The organism is Streptomyces sp. G5(2025), from assembly GCF_049542075.1.
GTDB lineage: Bacteria > Actinomycetota > Actinomycetes > Streptomycetales > Streptomycetaceae > Streptomyces.
Map to the genome: position 1 here is coordinate 2,035,308 of NZ_JBMUZT010000006.1, position 21,618 is coordinate 2,056,925.

The 21,618-nt window shown below is 71.3% G+C and carries 23 protein-coding genes, 1 pseudogene and 1 riboswitch; of the genes and pseudogenes, 14 read left to right on the top strand and 10 right to left on the bottom strand.

Annotated features, from left to right (window positions below; translation table 11 throughout):
* Positions 1-217: 217 nt before the first annotated feature.
* A complete protein-coding gene (locus tag ACOBQB_RS20090) occupies positions 218-421 on the top strand; it encodes a hypothetical protein (RefSeq protein ID WP_205039248.1) in 204 nt (67 codons plus the stop codon).
* Between the two features lie 30 nt (positions 422-451).
* Complete coding sequence (locus tag ACOBQB_RS20095; protein WP_423593547.1) at positions 452-1,159, top strand: DUF4191 domain-containing protein; 708 nt, start codon at positions 452-454, stop codon at positions 1,157-1,159.
* 89 nt (positions 1,160-1,248) lie between these two features.
* Here the strand turns inward: ACOBQB_RS20095 and ACOBQB_RS20100 are convergent, their stop codons facing one another.
* Positions 1,249-1,716 carry an RDD family protein gene (locus ACOBQB_RS20100; protein WP_423593549.1) on the bottom strand — a complete coding sequence of 156 codons (468 nt, stop codon included), beginning with the start codon at positions 1,714-1,716 and terminating at the stop codon, positions 1,249-1,251.
* 237 nt (positions 1,717-1,953) lie between these two features.
* Here ACOBQB_RS20100 and glnA point away from each other — a divergent pair, with 237 nt between their 5' ends.
* On the top strand, positions 1,954-3,363 hold the full coding sequence (glnA, locus tag ACOBQB_RS20105) for a type I glutamate--ammonia ligase (protein WP_392136434.1): 1,410 nt from the start codon (positions 1,954-1,956) through the stop codon (positions 3,361-3,363).
* A gap of 789 nt (positions 3,364-4,152) precedes the next feature.
* On the opposite strand, the gene ACOBQB_RS20110 is transcribed toward glnA, so the two are convergent.
* The 6 genes from ACOBQB_RS20110 to ACOBQB_RS20135 form a co-directional block, all read right to left on the bottom strand.
* Positions 4,153-4,947 carry a metallophosphoesterase gene (locus tag ACOBQB_RS20110; RefSeq protein WP_423593551.1) on the bottom strand — a complete coding sequence of 265 codons (795 nt, stop codon included), beginning with the start codon at positions 4,945-4,947 and terminating at the stop codon, positions 4,153-4,155.
* Between the two features lie 78 nt (positions 4,948-5,025).
* On the bottom strand, positions 5,026-5,865 hold the full coding sequence (locus tag ACOBQB_RS20115) for an ABC transporter ATP-binding protein (protein WP_423593553.1): 840 nt from the start codon (positions 5,863-5,865) through the stop codon (positions 5,026-5,028).
* Positions 5,862-6,890: a FecCD family ABC transporter permease gene (locus ACOBQB_RS20120; RefSeq protein WP_423593555.1), complete on the bottom strand. Its 1,029-nt coding sequence runs from the start codon at positions 6,888-6,890 to the stop codon at positions 5,862-5,864. The genes ACOBQB_RS20115 and ACOBQB_RS20120 overlap by 4 nt, the downstream gene beginning before the upstream one ends.
* Complete coding sequence (locus ACOBQB_RS20125; protein WP_423593557.1) at positions 6,887-7,873, bottom strand: ABC transporter substrate-binding protein; 987 nt, start codon at positions 7,871-7,873, stop codon at positions 6,887-6,889. Before ACOBQB_RS20125 ends, ACOBQB_RS20120 begins: the two co-directional genes overlap by 4 nt.
* A 108-nt stretch (positions 7,874-7,981) precedes the next feature.
* A riboswitch (cobalamin riboswitch) is annotated at positions 7,982-8,167 on the bottom strand.
* Between the two features lie 7 nt (positions 8,168-8,174).
* On the bottom strand, positions 8,175-8,612 hold the full coding sequence (locus ACOBQB_RS20130) for a VOC family protein (RefSeq protein WP_423598608.1): 438 nt from the start codon (positions 8,610-8,612) through the stop codon (positions 8,175-8,177).
* A gap of 17 nt (positions 8,613-8,629) precedes the next feature.
* Entirely contained in the window at positions 8,630-9,484 is an 855-nt protein-coding gene (locus ACOBQB_RS20135; protein WP_423593558.1) for a helix-turn-helix domain-containing protein, read from the bottom strand.
* 211 nt (positions 9,485-9,695) lie between these two features.
* Here ACOBQB_RS20135 and ACOBQB_RS20140 point away from each other — a divergent pair, with 211 nt between their 5' ends.
* Positions 9,696-10,826 carry a haloacid dehalogenase-like hydrolase gene (locus tag ACOBQB_RS20140; RefSeq protein WP_423593559.1) on the top strand — a complete coding sequence of 377 codons (1,131 nt, stop codon included), beginning with the start codon at positions 9,696-9,698 and terminating at the stop codon, positions 10,824-10,826.
* Here the strand turns inward: ACOBQB_RS20140 and ACOBQB_RS20145 are convergent.
* Together ACOBQB_RS20145 and ACOBQB_RS20150 are read right to left on the bottom strand one after the other, a co-directional pair.
* Positions 10,804-11,847 (bottom strand): alpha/beta fold hydrolase, encoded by a 1,044-nt coding sequence (locus ACOBQB_RS20145; protein ID WP_423593560.1) that lies wholly within the window; start codon positions 11,845-11,847, stop codon positions 10,804-10,806. The genes ACOBQB_RS20140 and ACOBQB_RS20145 overlap by 23 nt on opposite strands.
* Positions 11,848-11,969: 122 nt before the next feature.
* Complete coding sequence (locus ACOBQB_RS20150; protein ID WP_423593561.1) at positions 11,970-12,266, bottom strand: hypothetical protein; 297 nt, start codon at positions 12,264-12,266, stop codon at positions 11,970-11,972.
* Positions 12,267-12,433: 167 nt separating this feature from the next.
* Here ACOBQB_RS20150 and ACOBQB_RS20155 point away from each other — a divergent pair.
* Positions 12,434-12,833 (top strand): annotated as a pseudogene (locus ACOBQB_RS20155) (ArsC/Spx/MgsR family protein).
* Positions 12,834-12,839: 6 nt separating this feature from the next.
* On the opposite strand, the gene ACOBQB_RS20160 reads toward ACOBQB_RS20155, so the two are convergent.
* Positions 12,840-13,694: an alpha/beta fold hydrolase gene (locus tag ACOBQB_RS20160; RefSeq protein WP_423593562.1), complete on the bottom strand. Its 855-nt coding sequence runs from the start codon at positions 13,692-13,694 to the stop codon at positions 12,840-12,842.
* 77 nt (positions 13,695-13,771) lie between these two features.
* On the opposite strand from ACOBQB_RS20160, the gene ACOBQB_RS20165 reads away from it, so the two are divergent.
* From ACOBQB_RS20165 to ACOBQB_RS20205, 9 genes are all read left to right on the top strand, one after another.
* Positions 13,772-14,242 carry a MarR family winged helix-turn-helix transcriptional regulator gene (locus ACOBQB_RS20165; protein WP_423593563.1) on the top strand — a complete coding sequence of 157 codons (471 nt, stop codon included), beginning with the start codon at positions 13,772-13,774 and terminating at the stop codon, positions 14,240-14,242.
* 102 nt (positions 14,243-14,344) lie between these two features.
* Positions 14,345-14,815 carry a hypothetical protein gene (locus tag ACOBQB_RS20170; RefSeq protein WP_423593564.1) on the top strand — a complete coding sequence of 157 codons (471 nt, stop codon included), beginning with the start codon at positions 14,345-14,347 and terminating at the stop codon, positions 14,813-14,815.
* Between the two features lie 148 nt (positions 14,816-14,963).
* Positions 14,964-15,992, top strand: coding sequence for a glutamine synthetase (gene glnII, locus ACOBQB_RS20175; RefSeq protein ID WP_423593565.1), 1,029 nt, complete (start codon positions 14,964-14,966; stop codon positions 15,990-15,992).
* 92 nt (positions 15,993-16,084) lie between these two features.
* Entirely contained in the window at positions 16,085-16,207 is a 123-nt protein-coding gene (locus ACOBQB_RS20180; protein ID WP_275590045.1) for a hypothetical protein, read from the top strand.
* Positions 16,208-16,302: 95 nt separating this feature from the next.
* A complete protein-coding gene (locus ACOBQB_RS20185; RefSeq protein WP_423593566.1) occupies positions 16,303-16,875 on the top strand; it encodes a winged helix-turn-helix domain-containing protein in 573 nt (190 codons plus the stop codon).
* A 64-nt stretch (positions 16,876-16,939) separates the two neighbouring features.
* On the top strand, positions 16,940-17,926 hold the full coding sequence (locus ACOBQB_RS20190; protein ID WP_423593567.1) for an NAD-dependent epimerase/dehydratase family protein: 987 nt from the start codon (positions 16,940-16,942) through the stop codon (positions 17,924-17,926).
* 357 nt (positions 17,927-18,283) lie between these two features.
* Entirely contained in the window at positions 18,284-19,555 is a 1,272-nt protein-coding gene (locus ACOBQB_RS20195; protein ID WP_423593568.1) for a sensor histidine kinase, read from the top strand.
* Positions 19,540-20,190, top strand: coding sequence for a LuxR C-terminal-related transcriptional regulator (locus tag ACOBQB_RS20200; RefSeq protein WP_423593569.1), 651 nt, complete (start codon positions 19,540-19,542; stop codon positions 20,188-20,190). Before ACOBQB_RS20195 ends, ACOBQB_RS20200 begins: the two co-directional genes overlap by 16 nt.
* A gap of 32 nt (positions 20,191-20,222) precedes the next feature.
* On the top strand, positions 20,223-21,605 hold the full coding sequence (locus tag ACOBQB_RS20205) for a DUF1996 domain-containing protein (protein WP_423593570.1): 1,383 nt from the start codon (positions 20,223-20,225) through the stop codon (positions 21,603-21,605).
* Positions 21,606-21,618: the final 13 nt, after the last annotated feature.

Sequence of the window (21,618 nt, forward strand, 5' to 3'; positions counted from 1 at the left end):
CCGCAGGTGAACGGGGCGTACGGGCCGCGTCGGCGTTTTGGGGCGAGGCGTCAAGGTTTCATCGGCGTTTGACCGTTCGGTCACGCCCTGGTAACACCAATCAGTGACCCTGGAGTCACCGCACGTACAGCTTTGACCTGAGCCATACCCCCGCACATTGCCCCAGCCTCACCCATAGCCGCTCCTCCCCCGAGCCGCTTCCCCAGGAGGGCCCATCATGCAGGCCGCGCCCGTACGCGCCACCGCCATCCCGTCCGTCACCGACGCCCTGCGCGTCGTCGAGTCGCTGCTGATGAGCGGCGGCCAGCGCACCGCACGCCGCAACGCCTGGACTTCCGTGCTGGAGGACCGCCGTCGCGCCAAGGACCGGGTCGAGGCGCTGCGGGTCTTCGAGGAGGGCGTGGCAACCCGCACGTCGTAGTCGGGCCCGGGGCCACGTAGACTTCACGACATGGCGAGGAAGGAAACCACCGCGGCGGATGCGGCCGCGGAGCCAGGGCGACTCAAGCAGATCGCTCTGACCTACAAGATGACCCGACGGGCCGACTCCAAAATCGGTCTGATCATCGCGGCTGTGGGAATCGTCACCTTTGGTGTCTTCCTCGCGATCGGCTTCTTGATCGGTCACCCGGTCTATCTGGGCATTCTCGGCTTCCTGCTCGCCTTCCTCGCGATGGCGATCGTCTTCGGACGCAGGGCCGAGCGTGCCGCCTTCGGACAGATGGAGGGCCAGCCCGGAGCGGCGGCCGCGGTGCTCGACAAGATCGGCCGCGGGTGGACGACGACCCCCGCGGTCGCGATGAACCGCAGTCAGGACGTGGTGCACCGCACCGTGGGCAAGGCCGGCATCGTCCTGGTGGCCGAGGGCAACCCGAACCGGGTGAAGGGCCTGCTGGCCGCCGAGAAGAAGAAGATGGCGCGCATCGTGTCGGACGTCCCGGTGCACGACGTCATCGTCGGCACCACCGAGGACACGGTCTCCCTGAAGAAGCTGCGCACGACGCTGCTGAAGCTGCCGCGGGTCCTCACGGGCCCGCAGGTGACGGCGACCAACGACCGGCTGCGGGCGATGGGCGACCTGATGTCGAACATGCCCCTCCCCAAGGGTCCGATGCCGAAGGGCATGCGGATGCCGCGGGGCGGCCCGAAGGCACGGTAGTCCTTCTCCCTCCTGACCTACGACGATGAAGGCCCCGGAACCGATGCGGTTCCGGGGCCTTCATCGTCGTAGGTCAGGCGTCGTTCCGGTCAGATCCTGACCTGCACGGCACGGGCGAGGCGGTCGTGGAGGCCGCGGCCGTCGCGGTCCCAGATCAGGGCGGGGATGGCGACGCACAACAGGACGCTGCGGGCCAGCACGCGCCCGATGCCGAGCCTGCCACCGCCCTCGGCGACGACACGCAGCCGGAACAGGGCCTTGCCCGGCGTGCAGCCGACCGTGCCCACGGTCAGCACGCTCAGGACGAAGAAGATGCCGAGGGCCCAGTTGCCCATGGCCTGCTGGTCACCGCGGGCGAAGAGACCGTATGCGATCAGCATGCAAAGGCCCCAGTCCACGGCGATGGCGCCGATGCGGCGGCCGGGGCGCGCGATCGATCCCGGCCCCTCCTCCGGCAGGCCGAGCTGCTCGCCCCGGTACCCGAAGTCGACTCCGGCGTCCTCCGCGGCCGCGCGCGGGCCGGACAGCCACGATCCGATTGCTTGCCTGTTGTCCACCCGTCCACGGTACTGCGCCCGGTTTCGTACGGGGACGCTCGGGTCAGGTGTACGAGGGCGGCAGGGGCCGGTGCGGGCTCCCCTCGCCGCCGGGCCGGTTAACTTCGGCGAAACAAATGGGTCATGCTTGAGAAATCCCCCGTCCTTATGGTCGGGTCCCAGCGTGTGCCACCGCACTGGCCGCACCACGAGCTGCAACCCCGTCCCGCCCCGGGCGGGAGTAGGAGGAGTTGGATGTTGTTCCAGAACGCCGACGACGCGAAGAAGTACATCGCGGACGAGGACGTCAAGTTCATCGACGTCCGCTTCTGCGACCTGCCCGGTGTCATGCAGCACTTCACGATCCCGGCGGCGGCGTTCGACCCGGACGAGGAGCTGGCCTTCGACGGTTCGTCGATCCGTGGCTTCCAGGCCATCCACGAGTCCGACATGGCGCTGCGCGCCGACCTGTCGACGGCGCGTGTGGACCCCTTCCGCCGCGACAAGACCGTCAACATCAACTTCTTCATCCACGACCCGATCACGGGCGAGCAGTACAGCCGTGATCCGCGGAACGTCGCGAAGAAGGCGGAGGCGTACCTGGCCTCGACCGGCATCGCGGACACGGCGTACTTCGGCCCCGAGGCGGAGTTCTACGTCTTCGACAACGTCCGCTTCCAGACGTCGGCGAACGAGAGCTTCTACCACATCGACTCCGAGGCCGGCGCCTGGAACACCGGTGCGGTCGAGAACAACCGCGGCTACAAGGTCCGCTACAAGGGCGGTTACTTCCCGGCCCCGCCGGTCGACCACTTCGCCGACCTGCGTGCCGAGATCTCCCTGGAGCTGGACAAGAACGGCCTCCAGGTCGAGCGCCAGCACCACGAGGTGGGCACGGCGGGCCAGGCCGAGATCAACTACAAGTTCAACACGCTGCTGGCCGCGGCCGACGACCTGATGCTCTTCAAGTACATCGTGAAGAACGTCGCCTGGCGCAACGAGAAGACCGCGACCTTCATGCCGAAGCCGATCTTCGGCGACAACGGCTCGGGCATGCACGTCCACCAGTCGCTCTGGTCGAACGGCGTCCCTCTCTTCTACGACGAGCAGGGCTACGCGGGCCTCTCCGACACCGCGCGCTACTACATCGGCGGCATCCTCAAGCACGCCCCGTCGCTGCTGGCCTTCACCAACCCGACGGTGAACTCCTACCACCGCCTGGTCCCCGGCTTCGAGGCCCCGGTCAACCTCGTCTACTCGCAGCGCAACCGCTCCGCGGCCATGCGCATCCCGATCACGGGCTCGAACCCGAAGGCCAAGCGCGTCGAGTTCCGCGCGCCGGACCCGTCCTCGAACCCGTACCTGGCGTTCTCGGCGCTGCTCCTGGCGGGCCTCGACGGCGTCAAGAACAAGATCGAGCCGGCCGAGCCGATCGACAAGGACCTCTACGAGCTGGCCCCCGAGGAGCACGCGGGCGTCCCCCAGGTCCCGACCTCCCTCCCCGCGGTCCTCGACGCCCTGGAGGCGGACAACGAGTACCTCCAGGCGGGCGGCGTCTTCACGTCCGACCTGATCGAGACGTGGATCGACTACAAGCGGACGAACGAGATCGCCCCGATCCAGCTGCGGCCGCACCCGCATGAGTTCGAGCTGTACTTCGACATCTAAGAGGCGGGGTCGGGCGAGCCGGGGCGGATGCTCCATCGTCTGACTCGGTGCCCGAAACGCTGCGAGGGCCGCTACCCCCTGGTCGGGGCAGCGGCCCTCGCCAGTCGTCGACCGTCGCCGCCCGGGGGGGGTGCCGCTACCCCTCGTGGACGGCGGCGGATCGAGTCTCCTCTGTGGTGTTCTGCCATGTGTGCTGTTCCGCATGGTCGGCGAACAGGCAGCAGCCCTCTTCATCGGGCCAAGGGCCGACCACCGGGCAATCCGGCAGTACGACCAGCCGCACCTCAGTACTCCCATACCAGCGGAGCCACAGCGCTGTGCCGTACTCCAGGTCGTCAAGAAAGCCATAGTGGTCACTGCCCTCGTGTGTGGGCAGTTGGCATTGCACGGCGCTGTCGATACATCCTGAGGGCGCTTTCTCCCGTGCTTCCCGCGTCAGGTCCGGACCCGGTCCGTGCAGCGCGGGCACATGCATGGCGGAAAGCGACCGAGGTTGTCGGGAATTGAGGCTTGTGTCCGCGCATCGTCCTTCGGCTCTCGCGCCATGGCGTAATTTCGCGTGGTCATGACCGAACTCCTCTTTGGGTCCCGCTGCTCTTCCAGGTCAACCTCAAGGAAAGCGCCAGGAGTTGCGAGCTTCCACGGCATCGGTGCGGCACTCCGGACGCAGATCCGTGCACGGCAAACAAGGGGGCCGAGTCGCGGGAAGAAGGGCGGCATGGGACTGGCGAAACGACGCAGGATGCTGGGCTACAGTCAGGAAAAAACGCTGCCCCGCTCCGAAGGAGGTCATACGAGCGGCACCGGCCGGTAATGCGTCGTCAGGCGGCCCTCTGCGTCCAGGACGTGGAAGGCGACTGACGGAGGCAGGTCCCTGTGTACGTGGTGGGTCGCGTGGGTCTGGGGTTCCCAGGGGAGGCGGAGGGTCGACGTTACGCCGGGGGCGACCAGGAGGGGCTTTCCCGCGAACGTCGTCGCCGCGGGCGTATGCGCGTGGCCCGCCAGGAATGCCGTGATGTTGGGGTGGCGGGTCGTCAGAGCGGCCAGGCGGGTCTCGTCGAACTGGCGGATCTCGTCCACGTACGGCGTGTACAGCGCGACCGGCGGGTGGTGGAAGGCGATCAGTGCCGGTACGTCCGCCGGGGCCTTCGCCAGGGTGTTCGCCAGCCACGTCAGGGTCTCGTCCGTCAGTGTGCCGTGGTGCTTGCCGGGGACCGAGGTGTCGCAGAGGGCGAGGGTGAAGCTCTCCGTCGTGTAGGAGTGGTTGACCGGGGAGGTCGTCGGCCGCTCGCCCAGCAGGTGTGCGCGGAAGGCCGCGCGGTCGTCGTGGTTGCCGGGGCAGGTCAGGAGGGGGTGGCGGGTCGTCAGGAGCTCGCGGGCCGCCTCGTACTCCTCCGGGGTGCCGTGGTCGGCGATGTCGCCCGTGACGATGACCGCGTCCAGGTCGTACGGGAGGGCGTTCAGGTACTCCATCACCGTGCGGGTGCGGGCGACGCTGCGGCCGCCGTCGTCGGCACCCACGTCTATGTGTGTGTCGCTGACGTGGGCGATCACCGTCTGCGGCTTCGGAGTCCGGGTCGGCATCGCGGCAGGGCGTCCTTTCTCGCGGTTCTCTCGGGGCTTCGGGTGATCGTGAACCTACACGGGGTCGACAACCGTGCGTTAAGAGCCGGTCGTACGCGGCTGGAGCGGGCGCGACGCGCGGCTTCGCAGGAAGCGCACCGACGGGGGGTCGCCCGGGGTCACCACCGCGCGTACGCCGTAGACCTCGGCGATCAGCTTCTCCGTGATCACCTGTGCCGGCGTGCCCGCCGCGTACGCCGTGCCCTCCTTCAGGATCAGTACGTGGTCGCAGAACATCGCCGCCAGGTTGAGGTCGTGCAGGGCGATCACGCTGGTGACGGGGAGTTCGGCGACCAGGGAGAGCAGGTCCAGCTGGTGCTGGATGTCCAGGTGGTTGGTGGGTTCGTCCAGGAGGAGTTCGCGGGGTTCCTGGGCCAGGGCGCGGGCTATCTGGACGCGCTGGCGTTCGCCGCCGGAGAGCGTGTGCCAGGACTGGGCGGCGCGTTCGGTGAGGCCGGTGCGGGACAGGGCCTCGCGTACCGCCTGCTCGTCGTGGGGCGTGGGCGCCGACCAGGCGCGGCGGTGCGGGATGCGGCCCAGCCGTACGACATCTCGTACGGTCAACTCGGTCTGTGTGGAGGCATGTTGCTCGACCACCGCGATACGGCGGGCCACCGTGCGGCGCGGGGTGTCGGGGAGCGGGTGGCCGTCCAGGGTGACCACCCCCGAGGCGGGGGCGAGGACCCCGGCGAGGATGCGCAGGAGCGTGGACTTGCCGGAGCCGTTGGGGCCGAGGAGGCCCACCGTGGCGCCGGGCGGCGGGGCGAGGCTCACGCCGTCGACGACGAGGCGGCCGCCCGCCTCGCGAGTGACACGATCCGCGCGCAGGCCGTCCGTGGCCGCGACCGCCGCTTCCCGGTGCTCCGTCCCGTACGTCATGTCACCCTCCGCGTCCGGTACAGCACCACCACGAACGCCGGTACGCCGATGAGTGACGTCACGACGCCCACCGGGACCTCCTGCGGGTCCAGGGCCGTGCGGGCCAGGGTGTCCACCCAGACCAGGAAGATCGCGCCGGTGAGCGCCGTGACCGGGAGCAGCCGGGCGTGCCCCGAGCCGGTGAAGGCGCGGGCCGCGTGCGGCAGGACCAGGCCGACGAAGCCGATGGCGCCCGCCGAGCTGACCAGGACGGCGGTCAGCAGCGCCGTCACGCAGAGCAGGATGAGGCGGGTGCGGGCCACGCGTACGCCCAGCGTCGCCGCCGCCTCCTGGCCGAACGCGAAGGCGTCGAGCGTACGGGCGTGACCGAGGCAGACGAGCAGTACCGCGGCGAGGACGGCCGCGCACAGCCATACGTCCGTCCAGTCCGCCCCGCTGAGCGAGCCGAGCAGCCAGAACAGCACGCCGCGGGTGGTCTCCGCGTCGCCCGCGGTGAGGATGACGAACGACGTCAGGGCGGAGAAGAGCTGCATCGCGGCGACGCCCGAGAGCACGACGCGGTCCGTCGTGCCGCCGAGTGTGTGGCTCAGCAAGAGGACGAGCGCGAACGAGCAGAGCGCGCCCGCGAAGGCGCCCGCCGAGATCGACAGCGCTCCCCCGCCGACGCCGAGGACGACGACCGCGACCGCTCCGGTGGACGCCCCGGACGACACCCCGAGCACGAAGGGGTCGGCGAGGGGGTTGCGGAGCAGGGACTGCATGACCGCGCCGCAGACCGCGAGGCCCGCGCCGCAGACCGCGGCGAGCAGGGTGCGGGGCAGCCGCAGGTTCCAGACGATGCCGTCCCTGATGGGGGTCAGCCCTGCCTCGCCCCAGCCGAGGTGTGCCGCGAGCGCCGAGAAGACGTCGGGGACCGAGATGTCGGCGGGGCCGATGGTGACGGCGACCGCCACCGAGAGGACGAGCGCGGCGCCGCCGGCCAGCCACAGCAGCCCCTGCCGGGCGGCGGGGGCGGCCGGGCTCACTTCGCCAGCCCGAACTTCCGCAGCCCGGCGGCCACTTGCTCGATACCGTCGACCGTACGGATCGTGGGGTTCATGGCCTGGCCGCTGAGGAGTACGTAACGCTTCTTCTTCACGGCGGTGAGGTTCTTGGTCGCCGGGTTGGACTCCAGGAACTTGATCTTCGCCGCGGCGCTCTCCGCGGACTGCGACTTGCGGGTGAGGTCGCCGATGACGAGGACGTCGGGGTCGCGGTCGGCGACGGTCTCCCAGTTGATCTGGGGCCACTCCTCGCGGGTGTCGTCGAAGACGTTCTTCGCGCCGAGCTCGCGGGTGATGATGCCGGGGGCGCCGCAGCAGCCCGCCATGTACGGGGCGTCGGAGTTGGCGAACCAGTACAGGAGCGTCGCGTCGGAGGCCTTGATGTCGTCCGTGGCCTTCGCGACGCGCTCCTTCAGGTCCGCGATCAGCTTCTCGCCGCGCCGCTGGACGCCGAACACCTTCGCGAGGTCGCGCACTTCGCCGTAGACGGTGTCCATAGTGAGGGTCTTGACGCGTTTGCCGTCGCCGCCGCCGTCGTTGTCCTTGCCCGCGCAGTCGGTGGGCGAGACGTAGACGGGCACGCCGAGTTCGGTGAACTTCTTACGGTCGGCGACGCCGCCCTTGCCGACGGTGTAGAGGAAGGAGGCGCTGACGAAGTCCGGTTCCTTGGAGAGGACTTTCTCCAGGGAGGGGTAGCGGTCGGCGAGCCGCTCGACCTTCGCGTTCGCCTTCTCCAGGTTCTTCGGGACCGGGTCGGTCCAGGTGCCGGTGCCCACCATGCGGTCGGCGAGACCGAGGGAGAGCAGAATCTCCGTGGAGCCCTGGTCGAGGGAGACGGCGCGCTGCGGCGGGGCCTGGACCTCGGCCTCCTTGCCGCAGGAGGCGACCGTGACGGGATAGCCGTCTGCGCTCTTGCCTTCGGACTTCTGGGCGGAGCCGTCGCCGCACGCGGTGAGTGCGAGCATGCCGGCACAGAGCAGAGCGGTTGTACGGACTGTCGAGGACACGCGATCCCTTGAGTGTCACGGCTCATGCGCGGAGCCTGGTCTGCGTCACGGCCTCCGCCGCCCGGTATGCGAGCGGAGGCGCCAGCAGGTCTTCGGACTCGGGATCGAACCGGGCGGGGCGCCTTCCCAGGCGTCCGAAGACACCCAGTGGCCGTGGCCCCGCCCGTCCCCCTCACCGCTGCGCGTCAGTTCCGGATTCGCACCGGATTCCCTGGCCCAGGTGTGGGTTTGACTGGCTTGCGCAAGTTATCACGCGCCTTCACCGGCCCGGGTCCGGCCTGGGCTCACCCCGGTAGGTGCCGAAGGACCAGCGGTTTCCCTCCGGGTCCTGGACGGCGAACTCGCGACTGCCGTACGGCTTGTCCTCGATCTCCGCGGTGATCTTCACGTCGGCCGCGCGGAGGCGCTGGTACAGGTCGTCCACCCGGTCGGTGACGACATAGGCACCGGAGGTGCCCGGCTTCCCGCAGGCCTCGGCGGTCGCCTCGGGGTCGTACGAGCCGAGCATGACGCCGCCTCCCTCGGGCCAGTCGAGCTGGGCGTGGGCGACGCGGCCGCCGTCCTCGTACACGGCCGTGCGCAGGAAGCCGACGGTGTCGACGAGGAAGTCGATCAGGGCGGGGGCGTCCCGCGCCTGGAGGGCCTGCCGAGACCGTGGGGGCGGGTGTGACGGGCCGATGTTGCCGAGTGCTGTCAGGTGTGGTGTTCATGTCTTCACTCTTCGCCTCCGCCATGCGCCCCGGCTTGGATATTCCGGCACTCCTCGGCCAGCCATCCGGTGGGGCTCACCCCCGTGTACTGCCGGAAGTCCCGTACGAGGTGGGAGTGGTCGTAGTACCCGGTGTCGGCGGCGACCCGGGCCAGGTCCGACGGGCCGCCCGCCGCCACGGCGCGGGCCACGGCAGTCCTGGCGTGCTGGAAACGCATCAGGCGCGCGGCCTGTTTGGGGCTCAGCCCGGTCTCGGCGCGGAAGAGGGTGGTCAGGCGGCGCTCGCTGAGGGCGACGTGCCGGGACAGACCGCCGAGGCTCCCGGCGCCGCGGTGCCGGGCGAGTCGGGCCCAGGCCTCGGCGACCTCGGGACGCACGGCTCCGGCGGGCCGGTCCGCGCGCTGCCGCAGGTAGTCGGCGAGGGCGGCGAAACGGTCCTCCCAGGTGTCCAGGCCGCACAGCCGCTCACGGACCTCGGCGGCGCGCGCGCCGAACACGTCGGTGCCGCCGGTGACGAGCTGCCCGGCCAGTTCGGCGGCGGGCAGGCCGAGGAGCGCGCGGGCGGCCAGCGGGTGCACGGCGAGCTGGACGCCCGCCTCGTGCTCGGGCTGGGCGACGTAGGCGGGGGCCTGGTGCAGGCCGCCCACGATGATGTCGGTGCGGACCGCGTCCGCGCCGGTCGCCTGGGCGGGCGTACCGCCGGTGGCGATCGCCCCGTCCAGCGAGAAGATCACCGTCAGATACGGCGAGGGCAGGCCGCGGTGCAGGGCGGGCCGCTGCCCCGCGGTGCGGTAGCCGACCGCGGAGACGACCATGCCGTCGAGCCGGGGAACGGCCCGGACGAACTCACGGGAGCCCATACGTCCCAGTATGCGCGGCCCGCTCACCCCGCGAACGCCCCGCGGACGCCCAGGCGGCGAGGTCCCTCTCCGCTACCCGCCACCACCCGCCCCCATGCCCGCCCCGCCCGGTGACTTCGATCATGGGAATCGCGCGGCGTGGCCCATAGCATGGCGCGCCGCTCCGGACGGAGCCGCGCAACGCACTCAGGAACGGCGGGACACGGGAAACATGGCAGTACGAGCCAAGAACAAGCGGGCCCTCATCGGTGGCGTGGGGGCGCTCGTCGCCGCCGTACTCGCGGGCGGCGCGCTGTGGCCCGCGGGCGAGGCGACGGCGGCGGACACCTCGGCCGCCACCGCCCGCGAGCTGTCGCACTGGCCGAAGCCGGTCGCGAGGAAGCTCGGCAAGGTCATCGCCGCGAACGACCACAAGGGCGCGTACGCCGTCTTCGACGCGGACAACACCTCGTACCGGGGCGACCTGGAGGAGTCGCTGCTGCCCTTCCTGGAGATGAAGGGCGTGCTGACCCGCAAGACCATGGACCCGTCCCTGAAGGTCATCCCGTTCAAGGACACGGCCGCGCACAAGGAGAGCCTCTACAGCTACTACAACCGGCTGTGCGAGGTGGACGACCAGGTCTGCTACCCCTGGGCCGCGCAGATCTTCTCCGGGTTCACGCTGAAGGAGCTCAAGGGGTACGTCGACGAGCTCCTGGCGTACAAGAAGCCGATCCCCGCGGAGTACTACGAGGGCGGGAAGGTCACCAGGACCGAGGTGAAGCCGCCCGAGCTGTCGAACGGCATGCGGCAGCTCTACAAGACGCTGCGGGCGCACGGCATCGAGGTGTACGTGGTCAGCGCGGCCAGCGAGGACCTGGTGCGCATGGTCCTCGCCGACCCGAAGTACGGCTACGGAGTCAAGCCGCGGAACGTCATCGGGGTGTCGATGCAGCTGAAGGACCGTGAGACCGGCGAGGTGACCAGCTCCCGCAAGGAGATCGCCGAGGGCCGCTTCGGCGAGAAGGACCGCGCGAAGCTCGCCGGGCGGGAGCTGACGCCGCACCTGTGGGCGCCGCTGACCTGGTACGAGGGCAAGCCCGCGGCGATCAACACGTACATCGACGAGTGGAAGAAGCCGATCCTCGCCGCCGGTGACACCCCGGTCAGCGACGGCCCGATGCTGTTCCACTCGGCGGACGTGGAGCACGGCGGCGTACGCGTCTGGGTCAACCGCAAGGAGGCGTACATGAAGCAGCTCGACGGGATGAAGAAGAAGAACGCCGGGCGGCAGCGCGAGCTGGGCCAGAAGGTGACCGCCGACAAGCGGTGGCTGACGGTCACCCCCGAGCAGATCCGCTAGAGCCGGGCGGCCGGCCCCGGCCGGAGCGCTCTTCGGCCACCGCCCACGCCGCCACCTGCTTGGCGAGCGGCCCGCCCGCCTTGGTCCACGCGAAGTGGTCGAGGCGGGCGCCCGCCTCCCGCGCGGTGTAGTGGCGCCTGGTGAGGCGGGCCCGGGGGACCTTGCCGAGCAGGTGGTCGAGGGCGGAGGCGGGGGCGAGGGTGTCGTGCTCGACGGAGACCGCGAGGACGGGCAGGTCCAGGGCGGCCAGGGCCGCTTCGTAGTCGAGCGCGGAGCCCTTGGCGGCGTAGCGGCCGGTGAGCCCCTGGTGCGCCCAGTCCCGCATGACGCCCTTGGGCTGGTTGCCGCCGAAGCCGAGGCGGGCGCCGGGCCAGCGGCCGAGCGCGGTCGCCGTCGCGGCGATCAGCAGTTCGCCGAGGAGGAGACCGGGGGCGCGCAGCGGGCCGTACGCGCGGAACCAGACGGACCCCGAGGCGATGAGCGCCACGCCGTCGACGTCCGGGCCGGCACCCAAAGCGGCATACAGCAGGGAGAGTTGGCCGCCCAGGCTGTGGCCGAGGAGGTGCAGGGGCGACTCGGGGCCCAGCTCGGCGCGGACGGCTTTGAGGACGGCGGGCAGGTCCTCCTCGACGAGCGCGCGGTAGCCGTGATCGCGCGTGCCGTAGCCGTGGTCGCGTGTGCGGTAGCCGTGGCCGCGCGTGCGGTAGCCGTGGCCGTGCGCGCCGCAATCGGTGGCGTACGGCGTCGCCTCGCCTTGGCCGCGCAGGTCGGCGGTGAGCACGGTGAGGCCCTCGTCGTGCAGGTGGCGGGCGAAGCGGCGGTAGAAGCGGGCAGGGGTGCCCATCGCCGGGAGGATGAGGACCGCGGGGGCCGGGGGCGGTCCCGGCGCCGGTCCCGAGCCGGACGGCAGGAAGCGGTCCGGCGCGGGGGCCCGCAGGGCGCGCACCGGAACGCGGGCGCCGTCCGGGAGTTCGACGGTCGTCAGGAGCGGCAGTTCACCGACGGGTTCCGGCTGGGTCATGGGCCCAGCATGTCCCATCGCACACATGAGCGCACGGGACCACGCCGAAGCCGAAACGGGGCCCGTGGCGGTCAACTCCCGCCACGGGCCCCCTACTTGTTCACCGGCTGTAGCGCGTCTGCTCAGCGGCTGTAGCGCATCAGCGCGCGCACCATGTGGCACGTGATGTCGGAGGGCGGGTGGATGCCGACCTCCTCGGCCATGCTCCTTATCATGCTGTTCTTCGCCTGGTTCGGCAGATGGACGCCCGAGTCGAGCAGGGCGATCGCGAGGCGCATGGCCTTCAGGCGGCGGTTGTGGTTGACGTACCACTCGCGCGGGCGTCCGGCGGGGAGCGCCTTCTTCTCCAGTGGTGCGTACGGCAGGTCGATCAGTACGGGTCGGGAAACACGCTTCGTCGTCAGTGCGGCAGCGGGCACGGGCATCCTCCTGTCGCGGTCGGGGCCCCCCGTCGGGCGCCCTCGAACACTACTGTGATTCTACTGCGGGGCACTGACAATCGCCGCTGGCCAGACGGCCTTTGGGGTGTTCGAATAAGGGCGCGCCGGGCACCCTGGGGCGGGTGTTCCGGAGGTAGCGTGTGGGCATGGAGATCTGGATCAACCCCGCCTGTTCGAAGTGCCGCAGCGCCCTGACGCTGCTCGACGCGGAGGGCGCCGACTACACCGTGCGCCGCTACCTGGACGACGTACCCACCGAGGACGAGATCAGCGCCGTGCTCGATCGCCTCGGCCTCGAACCCTGGGACATCACGCGGACCCAGGAGCAGGCCGCCAAGGACCTGAATCTCAAGGACCGCGAGGCCTGGCCGCGCGACGCCTCGGGCCGCGCCCGCTGGATCAAGGCCCTCGCGGAGCACCCGAAGCTGATCCAGCGCCCCGTCTTCCCCAAGCTCTTAAGGAGCAGGGGAGGCCCCAATCGCGGACGACGGCACGGCGGTGGTGGCCCGCACGGAGGAGGCGGTGCGGGACGCGCTCTCCCGCTGACGCCCGTTACACCGCCGTACGGAACAGGAACTCCCCCACCGCCCGGTCCAGTTCGGCCGGGCGGGCGTGCGGGAGCGCGTGGTGCGAGACGCCGGGCAGGGTCGCCACCGTCGCGTCCGGGAGCAGGGCGGCGGCACGGGAGGCGACCTCGCGGACGTCGTGGACACGGCTGCGCTCCGCGAGGAGGACCAGCGCGGGAGGGCGCAGGGTGCGCAGGGCGGCCGGGGCCGGGCGCGGGCCCGTGACCGGCCTGACGGCGGGGAAGTCGGCGGCGCGCTCCTGGAGCGCCAGCCAGTCGGCGTCGAGCGGGGCGCCGCCGGCCTCCCAGGCGAGGAAGGCGCGCGTGGCCCGCGCCGAGGGGCGCAGCAGCGTCGGCAGGGCGCGCAGCAGGTACCCGGGGCGGAATCCGGCGAAGCACCGCGTGGGGTCGAGGAGCACCAGGCGCCGCACGCGGCCGGGCGCGCGCAGAGCGTAGTGGAGGGCGATCCAGGCCCCGTACGAGTGCCCGCCCAGGTCGGCCGCCGGGATCTTGAGGCCGTCGAGCAGGGCGTCCAGCCAGGCCGTCAGGTCGGTCACGGTCCGGATCGGCCGCTCCGGCGCGGGGACGCTGCGCCCGGGGTCGCCGATCAGGTCGACGGCGAACACTCTGTGCGCGCGGGAGAGTTCGGCCGCGTTCGCGAACCAGCTCAGGCCTGTCGCGCCGCCGCCGGGCAGCAGTACGAGCGGAGCGCCGCCGGCGGGGCCGTGGACCGTGACGTGCGTCCGCCCGAACGGGGTGGGCACGGTCCGCGTCGCGGTGCCCTCGGGCCACTTGGCGAGGACCGCGTCGTACGCCGCCCGGAACGCGTCGGTGTCAGCCATGGGTCCCTCCGTGGGCCCCTGCACGGGTCCCTCTCCTCTTATTATCTCGCTGAGCGAGAGAATAGCCGAGGGAGACCATGTCTGACAGCCCGGACACCGAGATGGAGATCGTCCACCTCCTGCGCGCCGTCACCGTCGAACTGAGCCGGCGCAACGCCGACTTCGCCGTGCGCAACGGCATGCACCCCACCGACGTACGCGCCCTGATCTGCCTGATGGACGCGCGGCGGGCGGGCGCGGACATGACGGCGGGGCGGCTCGGCGCGGAGCTCGGCCTGCACTCGGCGGGCACGACCGGCCTCATCGACCGCCTGGAACGGCTCGGTCACGTCCGCCGCGTACGGGACGAGCACGACCGGCGCCGGGTGCTGATCGAGATCGACGAGCGGGCCGTGGCGCTCGGCCGGTCCTTCTTCGGCCCGCTCATCGAGCGGGTGGTGGAACTGCTCCAGGAGTACGACGAGCAGCAGCTCGCGGCGGTCAAGGGCTTTCTCGGCGGGGTGCTCGACCACGCCCGGGAAGCCGCCGACGCCCCCGGAAGCCGATGACCGCGTACCGATGGGACATATACGGATAACCGTTACATAGCCCTGCATAGCGTTGAAAGCTCCGGAGGACGCAGAGGGAGAACGCGGAGAAAGGAGCGCGCTGTGCGGAGCTTGATGTTCGGGGGTGTATACGGAACGGTCCTCGCGAGCGCGCTGCTGGCCGCGCTGCACTCGGAGGGCGCCGTCTACACGCCCTGCTACGACGCGGCCTGGGTCATGGTGACCGCGGGCACGGCCGCGCTCGCGCACGGCTACGCCCACCACATGTCCGCGCACCGGCCGGGCCCGGCCCTCCACCGCTGGGGGCAGCTGGGCCGGGCGCTCCTCGACGAGTGGCCGGTCATCGTCGCCTGCTGGCCCACCGTGGCGCTGCTGCTCCTCGCCGGCGCCTTCCACTGGCCCGAGCCCGCCGTCACCTCCACCGGACTGCTGCTGAACGCCGCGCTCCTCTTCGGCTGGGGCACCCTCGCCGCGCTGCGGGCCGGTTACCGGCGGCGGTCGGCGGTCCTGCTCGGCGGCGCGGACGCGGCGATCGGCCTCGTCATCGCCGCCGCGAACGCGGTCATCAAGTGACGTGAGCCACACCTGCCCCAGGTAACACGGGGTTCACATGAGGGCAACGGCCGGGAAATCGCGGATTGCCAGGCTGCCGCTCATCACCACGGCACCGCAGCACCCGCACGTTCTGCGCCGTACCGAACGTTTCAAGGATGAGGCCCCCGTGACCTTCAAGGCTGAGTACATCTGGATCGACGGCACCGAGCCGACCGCCAAGCTCCGTTCGAAGACGAAGATCCTCGGGGACGACTCCAAGGGTGCCGAGCTGCCGCTGTGGGGCTTCGACGGATCCAGCACGAACCAGGCCAAGGGCCACGCCTCGGACCGCGTGCTCAAGCCGGTCTTCACCTGCCCGGACCCGATCCGCGGCGGCGATGACGTCCTCGTCCTGTGCGAGGTCCTCAACACGGACATGACGCCGCACGAGTCCAACACCCGCGCCGCGCTGGCCGAGGTCGAGGCCCGCTTCGCCGCGCAGGAGCCCATCTTCGGCATCGAGCAGGAGTACACCTTCTTCGAGGGCGACCGTCCGCTCGGCTTCCCCGTCGGCGGCTTCCCCGCCGCGCAGGGCGGCTACTACTGCGGTGTCGGCTCGGACGAGATCTTCGGCCGTGATGTCGTCGAGGCGCACCTGGAGAACTGCCTCAAGGCCGGTCTCGGCATCTCCGGCATCAACGCCGAGGTCATGCCCGGCCAGTGGGAGTTCCAGGTCGGCCCGCTCGCCCCGCTGGAGGTCTCCGACCAGCTGTGGATCGCCCGCTGGCTGCTCTACCGCACCGCCGAGGACTTCAAGGTCTCCGCGACCCTCGACCCGAAGCCGGTCAAGGGCGACTGGAACGGCGCGGGCGCGCACACCAACTTCTCGACGAAGGCCATGCGCGAGGGGTACGACGCGATCATCACCGCCTGCGAGTCCCTCGGCGAGGGTTCCAAGCCGATGGACCACGTCAAGAACTACGGCGCGGGCATCGACGACCGGCTGACCGGCCTGCACGAGACCGCCCCGTGGAACGAGTACAGCTACGGCGTCTCCGACCGCGGCGCCTCGGTCCGCATCCCGTGGCAGGTCGAGCAGGACCGCAAGGGCTACATCGAGGACCGCCGCCCGAACGCGAACGTCGACCCGTACGTCGTCACGCGCCTCCTCGTCGACACGTGCTGCGCCGCCCTGGAGAAGGCAGGCCAGGTCTGACCCGGCCTGCCTTGATCGCCACCGGCCGGGGGCGCCCACCGATCGCGGTGGGCGCCCCCGCCGTCGTCCGCCCATCTGCTTCAATGGGGGGCATGGGCAGCAGCAACCAGAACTCCGCGACGGGTCGTCACGACCTTGAGCCCTTCTGGCCCTCCCGGCAGCATCACGACTTCGACCGCATGTGTTGCCGCGCGATGAACGCGCGGGCCCTCTAAAGCCGTTCACCCGGCCTTCGCCCGGCGCGAGCACGACGTACGTCTGTCTTCTCGACGACTCGACTCCTTCTTCGCGCGAAAAGAGCTGACCTCACATGGCGAACTCCCGTACCTTCACCGCCGCTGCCACCGCTGCCTCCGTCTCCGCCGCTCGGGGGCGGCTGCGGGCCGTCGACCCCGACGATCCCCGTCCCACCGTGCCGATCGCCGACTTCCTGCCGCCGGGCGCCACGTGGCTGCCCGCGCCGCAACACGCCCTGCCGTCCCTGCCGGGGCAGCCGCCGATGGTCGGCTACCTCGTGCTCGTGCCCGCCGGGCAGGCGCCCGCGGTCGTACAGGGCCGGGAGGAGCCGCAGGAGCCGAGGGCGTCGGCCGACGGGCCGGTCAGGGTCGACCCCGTCCAGCGCTCCGCCGAGGTCGACGGGCGCCCGCTCGACCTCACCTACCTGGAGTTCGAGCTGCTCGCGCACCTCGTCGCGCACCCCCACCGGGTGCACACCCGCGACCAGTTGGTGACCACGGTCTGGGGGTACGGCCACGTCGGCGACGGCCGCACCGTGGACGTCCACGTCGCGCGGCTGCGGCGCAAGCTCGGCGCCGAGCACCGCGGGACGATCCAGACGGTGCGGCGGGTGGGGTACAAGTACGCGCCGGGGGCCGCACGCTGAATCCGCCGTCTGCTGGGAGCAGAAGACGTTCCCCCGGCCGGGGCGACCAGGACAGAGTCCTCCCGTGAGACTTCTGATACTGGGTGGTACCGAGTTCGTGGGCCGTGCCGTCACCGAGGCGGCGCTCGCCCGCGGCTGGGAGGTGACCGTCTTCCACCGCGGCCGCCACGCGGCGCCCGAGGGGGCCCGCGTCCTCCACGGCGACCGCACCGCCGAGGGCGGCCTCGCGGGGCTCGCCGAGGGCGAGTGGGACGTGGTGGTCGACACCTGGTCGTCGGCGCCGCACGTCGTACGGGACGCGGCGCGGCTGCTCGCGGGGCGGGCCGGGCGGTACGTGTACATCTCCAGCGGTTCCGTCTACCGGTATCCGGGCGTGGCCGGCTCCGACGAGAGCTTCCCCGTGGTGGACGGCGCCCCGGACGCCGAGGCGTCGGAGTACGCGCCGGACAAGCGGGGAGGCGAGCTGGCCGTGCTCGACGCCTTCGGGCCGGAGCGGACGGTGCTCGCGCGGGCCGGGCTGATCCTCGGCCCCTACGAGAACATCGGACGGCTGCCGTGGTGGCTGAACCGGATCGCGCGGGGCGGGCCCGTCCTCGCGCCCGGGCCGCGGGACCTGGAGATCCAGTACATCGACGTGCGGGACCTCGCGGAGTGGGTCCTCGACGCCGCCGTCGCGGAACTGCACGGCGCGTACAACCTCATCAGCCCCATGGGGCGGATCACCATGGGCGAGCTGCTCGACGCGTGCGCGCGGGTGGTGGGCGGCGACGCGGAGCTGCGCTGGACCGAGCCCGAGGTCATCCTGGAGGCGGGCATCGAGCAGTGGAGGGAGCTGCCGGTGTGGCTGGCGCCCGGGGAGCTGCACGACACCATGCACCGCACCTCTTCGGAGAAGGCGGTCGCCGCGGGGCTCAGGACGCGGCCCGTCATGGACACGGTCCGCGACACGTGGGAGTGGCTCCGCTCCATCGGCGGGACCCCGCCCCAGCGCCCCGACCGGCCGGTGGTGGGGCTCGCCCCCGAGAAGGAGGCGAAGGCGCTGGGGCTGTGAGGTGTCCCGCCCCTCGGCGCGGCGCCGGGGGGGCGGGTACGTCGGTGGGGTGCCGCGGCAGGAGTGTCCTGCGTCGACAGCGTGCCGAAGCGCCGGTCACCGCGCCCGCCGTGCGCGTGACGCCCTCGCGGATCGCCGCGCAACGTCGGACAAGTCCCGCCTCACGCCCGGGAGTCCGGGGCCGGGGGTGTCGTCAGGTACACCCCCCGCCCGGGTGGAAAGCCCAATGACCCGCCCCCGTCGCACCGGCGAGACTGTTCCCGGCCCGGACGCAGCACGCGACCGGGCTGCCGGGCCGCCGGACTGCCGGACTGCCGGGCTGCCGGGCTGTCGGCTTGACGAGAGGGACTGCTGACCATGACGAGACTGAAGAACGCGATGACCGCGGGGGCGCAGGGCCTCTATCTGACGATCGTCTCGCTGGTGGGCTCGATCGTCCTCTTCGTGTTCTCGGTCCTGTCGATCGCGTTCATCCTGCTGGGCATCGGGCTCTTCACCACGCCCGTCGTCCTGACGGCCGTTCGCAAGTACGCCGACGCCCAGCGCATCCGGGCCGCCGCGTGGTCCGGCGTGGACATCCCGGTGCCCTACCGGCCCCTCCCCGCCGACCTGCGGGGCGGCGTGGCGGGGCAGGTGGAGCGCTGCACGCTGATGCTGAAGGACCCGGCGACCTGGCGCGACCTCCAGTGGCTCCTGGTGAACATGACCGCGGGCACCGTCGTCGCGGTCTTCGCCCCGGTGCTGCCGCTCTACATGGTGTACGGCCTTGTCCTCGCGCTCGGCGTGTGGAAGCCGATCCACGAGGCGGGCGGCGGCGAGTGGTACGCCTTCATCCACGTCACCTCGCAGTCCACCGCCAACCAGGCGGCGGCGCTCGGCGTGGGCTTCTTCGTGCTCGGCGTCCTGGTCAACACCTCCCTCGTCCGTGCGCACTTCCTCCTCGCCCGAGCCTTCCTCGCGCCCACCCCGGCCATGCGAGAACGTGAACTGGCCCGCCGTGTCGACCGCTTGACCGAGACCCGGCACGACGCGGTCGACAACTCCGCCGCCGAGCTGCGCCGCATCGAACGCGACCTGCACGACGGCGCGCAGGCCCGCCTGGTGGCCATGGGCATGGACCTCGGCACCATCGAGGCGCTCATCGAGACGGACCCCGCCAAGGCCAAGGAGCTGTTGGCCAAGGCCCGGCAGGACTCCGGCGAGGCGCTGAGCGAGCTGCGCGACCTGGTCCGCGGCATCCACCCGCCGGTGCTCGCCGAGCGCGGCCTCGGCGACGCGGTGAAGGCCCTCGCGCTGCGCCTGCCGATCGCCACCGAGGTCGATGTGGAGCTGCCGGGGCGGGCCGGGGCGCCGGTCGAGTCGGCCGCGTACTTCGCGGTGAGCGAGTCGCTGACCAACGCGATCAAGCACTCCGGTGCCGACCGCGTCTGGGTGGACCTGCACCACGGTGACGGCATGCTGCGCATCGCCGTCACCGACAACGGCAAGGGCGGGGCGGCGTTCGGGGCGGGGTCCGGGCTGAGCGGCATCGAACGCCGGCTCGGTACATTCGACGGCGTACTGGCCGTCAGCAGCCCCGCGGGCGGTCCGACCATGGTGACCATGGAGATCCCTTGCGCGTTGTCCTAGCCGAAGACCTCTTCCTGCTGCGCGACGGCCTGGTGCGGATGCTGGAGGCGTTCGGCTTCGAGATCGCGGCGGCCGTGGAGAGCGGCCCCGAACTCGCCAAGGCCCTCGCCGAGTTGGAGCCGGACGTCGCGGTCGTCGACGTACGGCTGCCGCCGTCCCACACGGACGAGGGCCTCCAGTGCGCGCTGGCCGCCCGGCGGGCCCGGCCCGGGCTGCCTGTCCTGGTCCTCTCCCAGCACGTCGAGCAGTTGTACGCGCGCGAGTTGCTGGCCGACGGCACCGGCGGCGTCGGGTACCTCCTGAAGGACCGGGTCTTCGACGCGGCGCAGTTCGTCGACGCCGTGCGCCGGGTCGCGGCGGGCGGCACCGCGATGGACCCGCAGGTGATCCAGCAGCTCCTGTCCCGGCGCTCCACCGAGCAGCCGCTCGGCGCGCTCACGCCGCGCGAGCGCGAGGTGCTCGAACTCATGGCGCAGGGCCGGTCGAACGCGGCCATCGCGTCCCAACTGACCGTCACGGAGCGGGCGATCGCCAAGCACACGTCGAACATCTTCGGCAAGCTCGGCCTGCCGGTCTCCGACGACGACAACCGGCGGGTGCTCGCGGTCCTGGCCCATCTGGACCAGGGGCGCTGAACGCGCCGGGCCCGTGATGCGTATGTAGCCGCATGGGACGCACCTCACGAAAACGATCAAAGCTGGCGCGGCGCCTGGCCGCCGCGTCCGCGGCTCTCGTCATGGGCGGCGGCGGCCTCGTCGCCGTCAACGTCTACGCCAACGCCGAGGACGGCGCCGGACAGCCCCCCTCCTCGGCCGCCGGGCGGCCGTTGTCGACCATCAGCTGCCCGGACGTGGCGAATCAGCTGCCGGAGGTGCCACCGGGCGCGCGCGGCGCGGTGGACGACCGGCTCGCCGAACTGGACAGTCAGATCACGCGGGCCTACGACCGGTTCAGCAAGGCCGAGGACGCCGGGGCCCAGGAGTCCGTGCTGCCGCCCCTGGAGGACCAGCGGCGCGGCACGCTCGGCGAGATCGAGGACGCCATGGACCGCGCGGGCACCCGGCCCGAAGGGCTCGACAGCATGGCCCCGTGCACTGTGCGCGCCTCCGACCAGGGGCAGGGACAGGGGGAAGGCCAAGGCCAAGGCCAAGGGCAGAGCGGGAACGGCCCCGTGGCCGGTGACTTCGTCGACATCACATCGGTCCGGCCCAACGTCCAGCGTCCCCCTGCGCGCCGCGGCGCCTCCCGCGGGACGTTCACCACCGACTGCGGGCGGAACGAGAACGGCAAGTTCAACCCCGACAACGTCATCGTGGCGCCGGGCGTGAGCAATGGCGCCCACCACATGCACGACTACGTGGGGAACCAGGCGACGGACGCGTTCTCCGGCGACGACGACCTCGCGAACGGCCGCACCAGCTGCCGCAACCAGGGCGACAAGTCGACGTACTACTGGCCCGTGCTGCGGCTCCAGAACGGCACGGCCGAAGACGACGCCCAGGCGGACGGCGGCGGCAAGGACCAGAACGTAGGCGAGATCCAGACCCCGTCCTCCGTCACCCTGAAGTTCACCGGCAGCCCGGTGGGCAAGGTCGTCGCGATGCCCCGCTTCCTGCGCGTCATCACCGGCGACGCCAAGGCCTTCACCAACGGCGACGCCAACGCCAACGCCTCGTGGAGCTGCACGGGCTTCGAGAACCGCCAGCTCAAGGACAAGTACCCGATCTGCCCCGAAGGCAGCAAGGTGGTGCGGACGTTCAATTTCCAGAGCTGCTGGGACGGGCGCAACACCGACAGTGCCAACCACCGCACCCACGTCGCCTTCGCCGACCCGCGGAGCGGCGCCTGCCCGCGCGGCTTCCGGGCGATCCCGCAGCTGGTCCAGCGCGTGGTGTACGACGTGCCGCCGGGGCCCGGCTTCGCCGTCGACTCGTTCCCCGAGCAGCTGCACAAACCCGTCACCGACCACGGCGACTTCATCAACGTCTTCGACGAGCGGCTGATGCGGCGCGTGGCGGGCTGCGTCAACTCCGGGCAGCGCTGCACCTGACGGCGCCGACCGC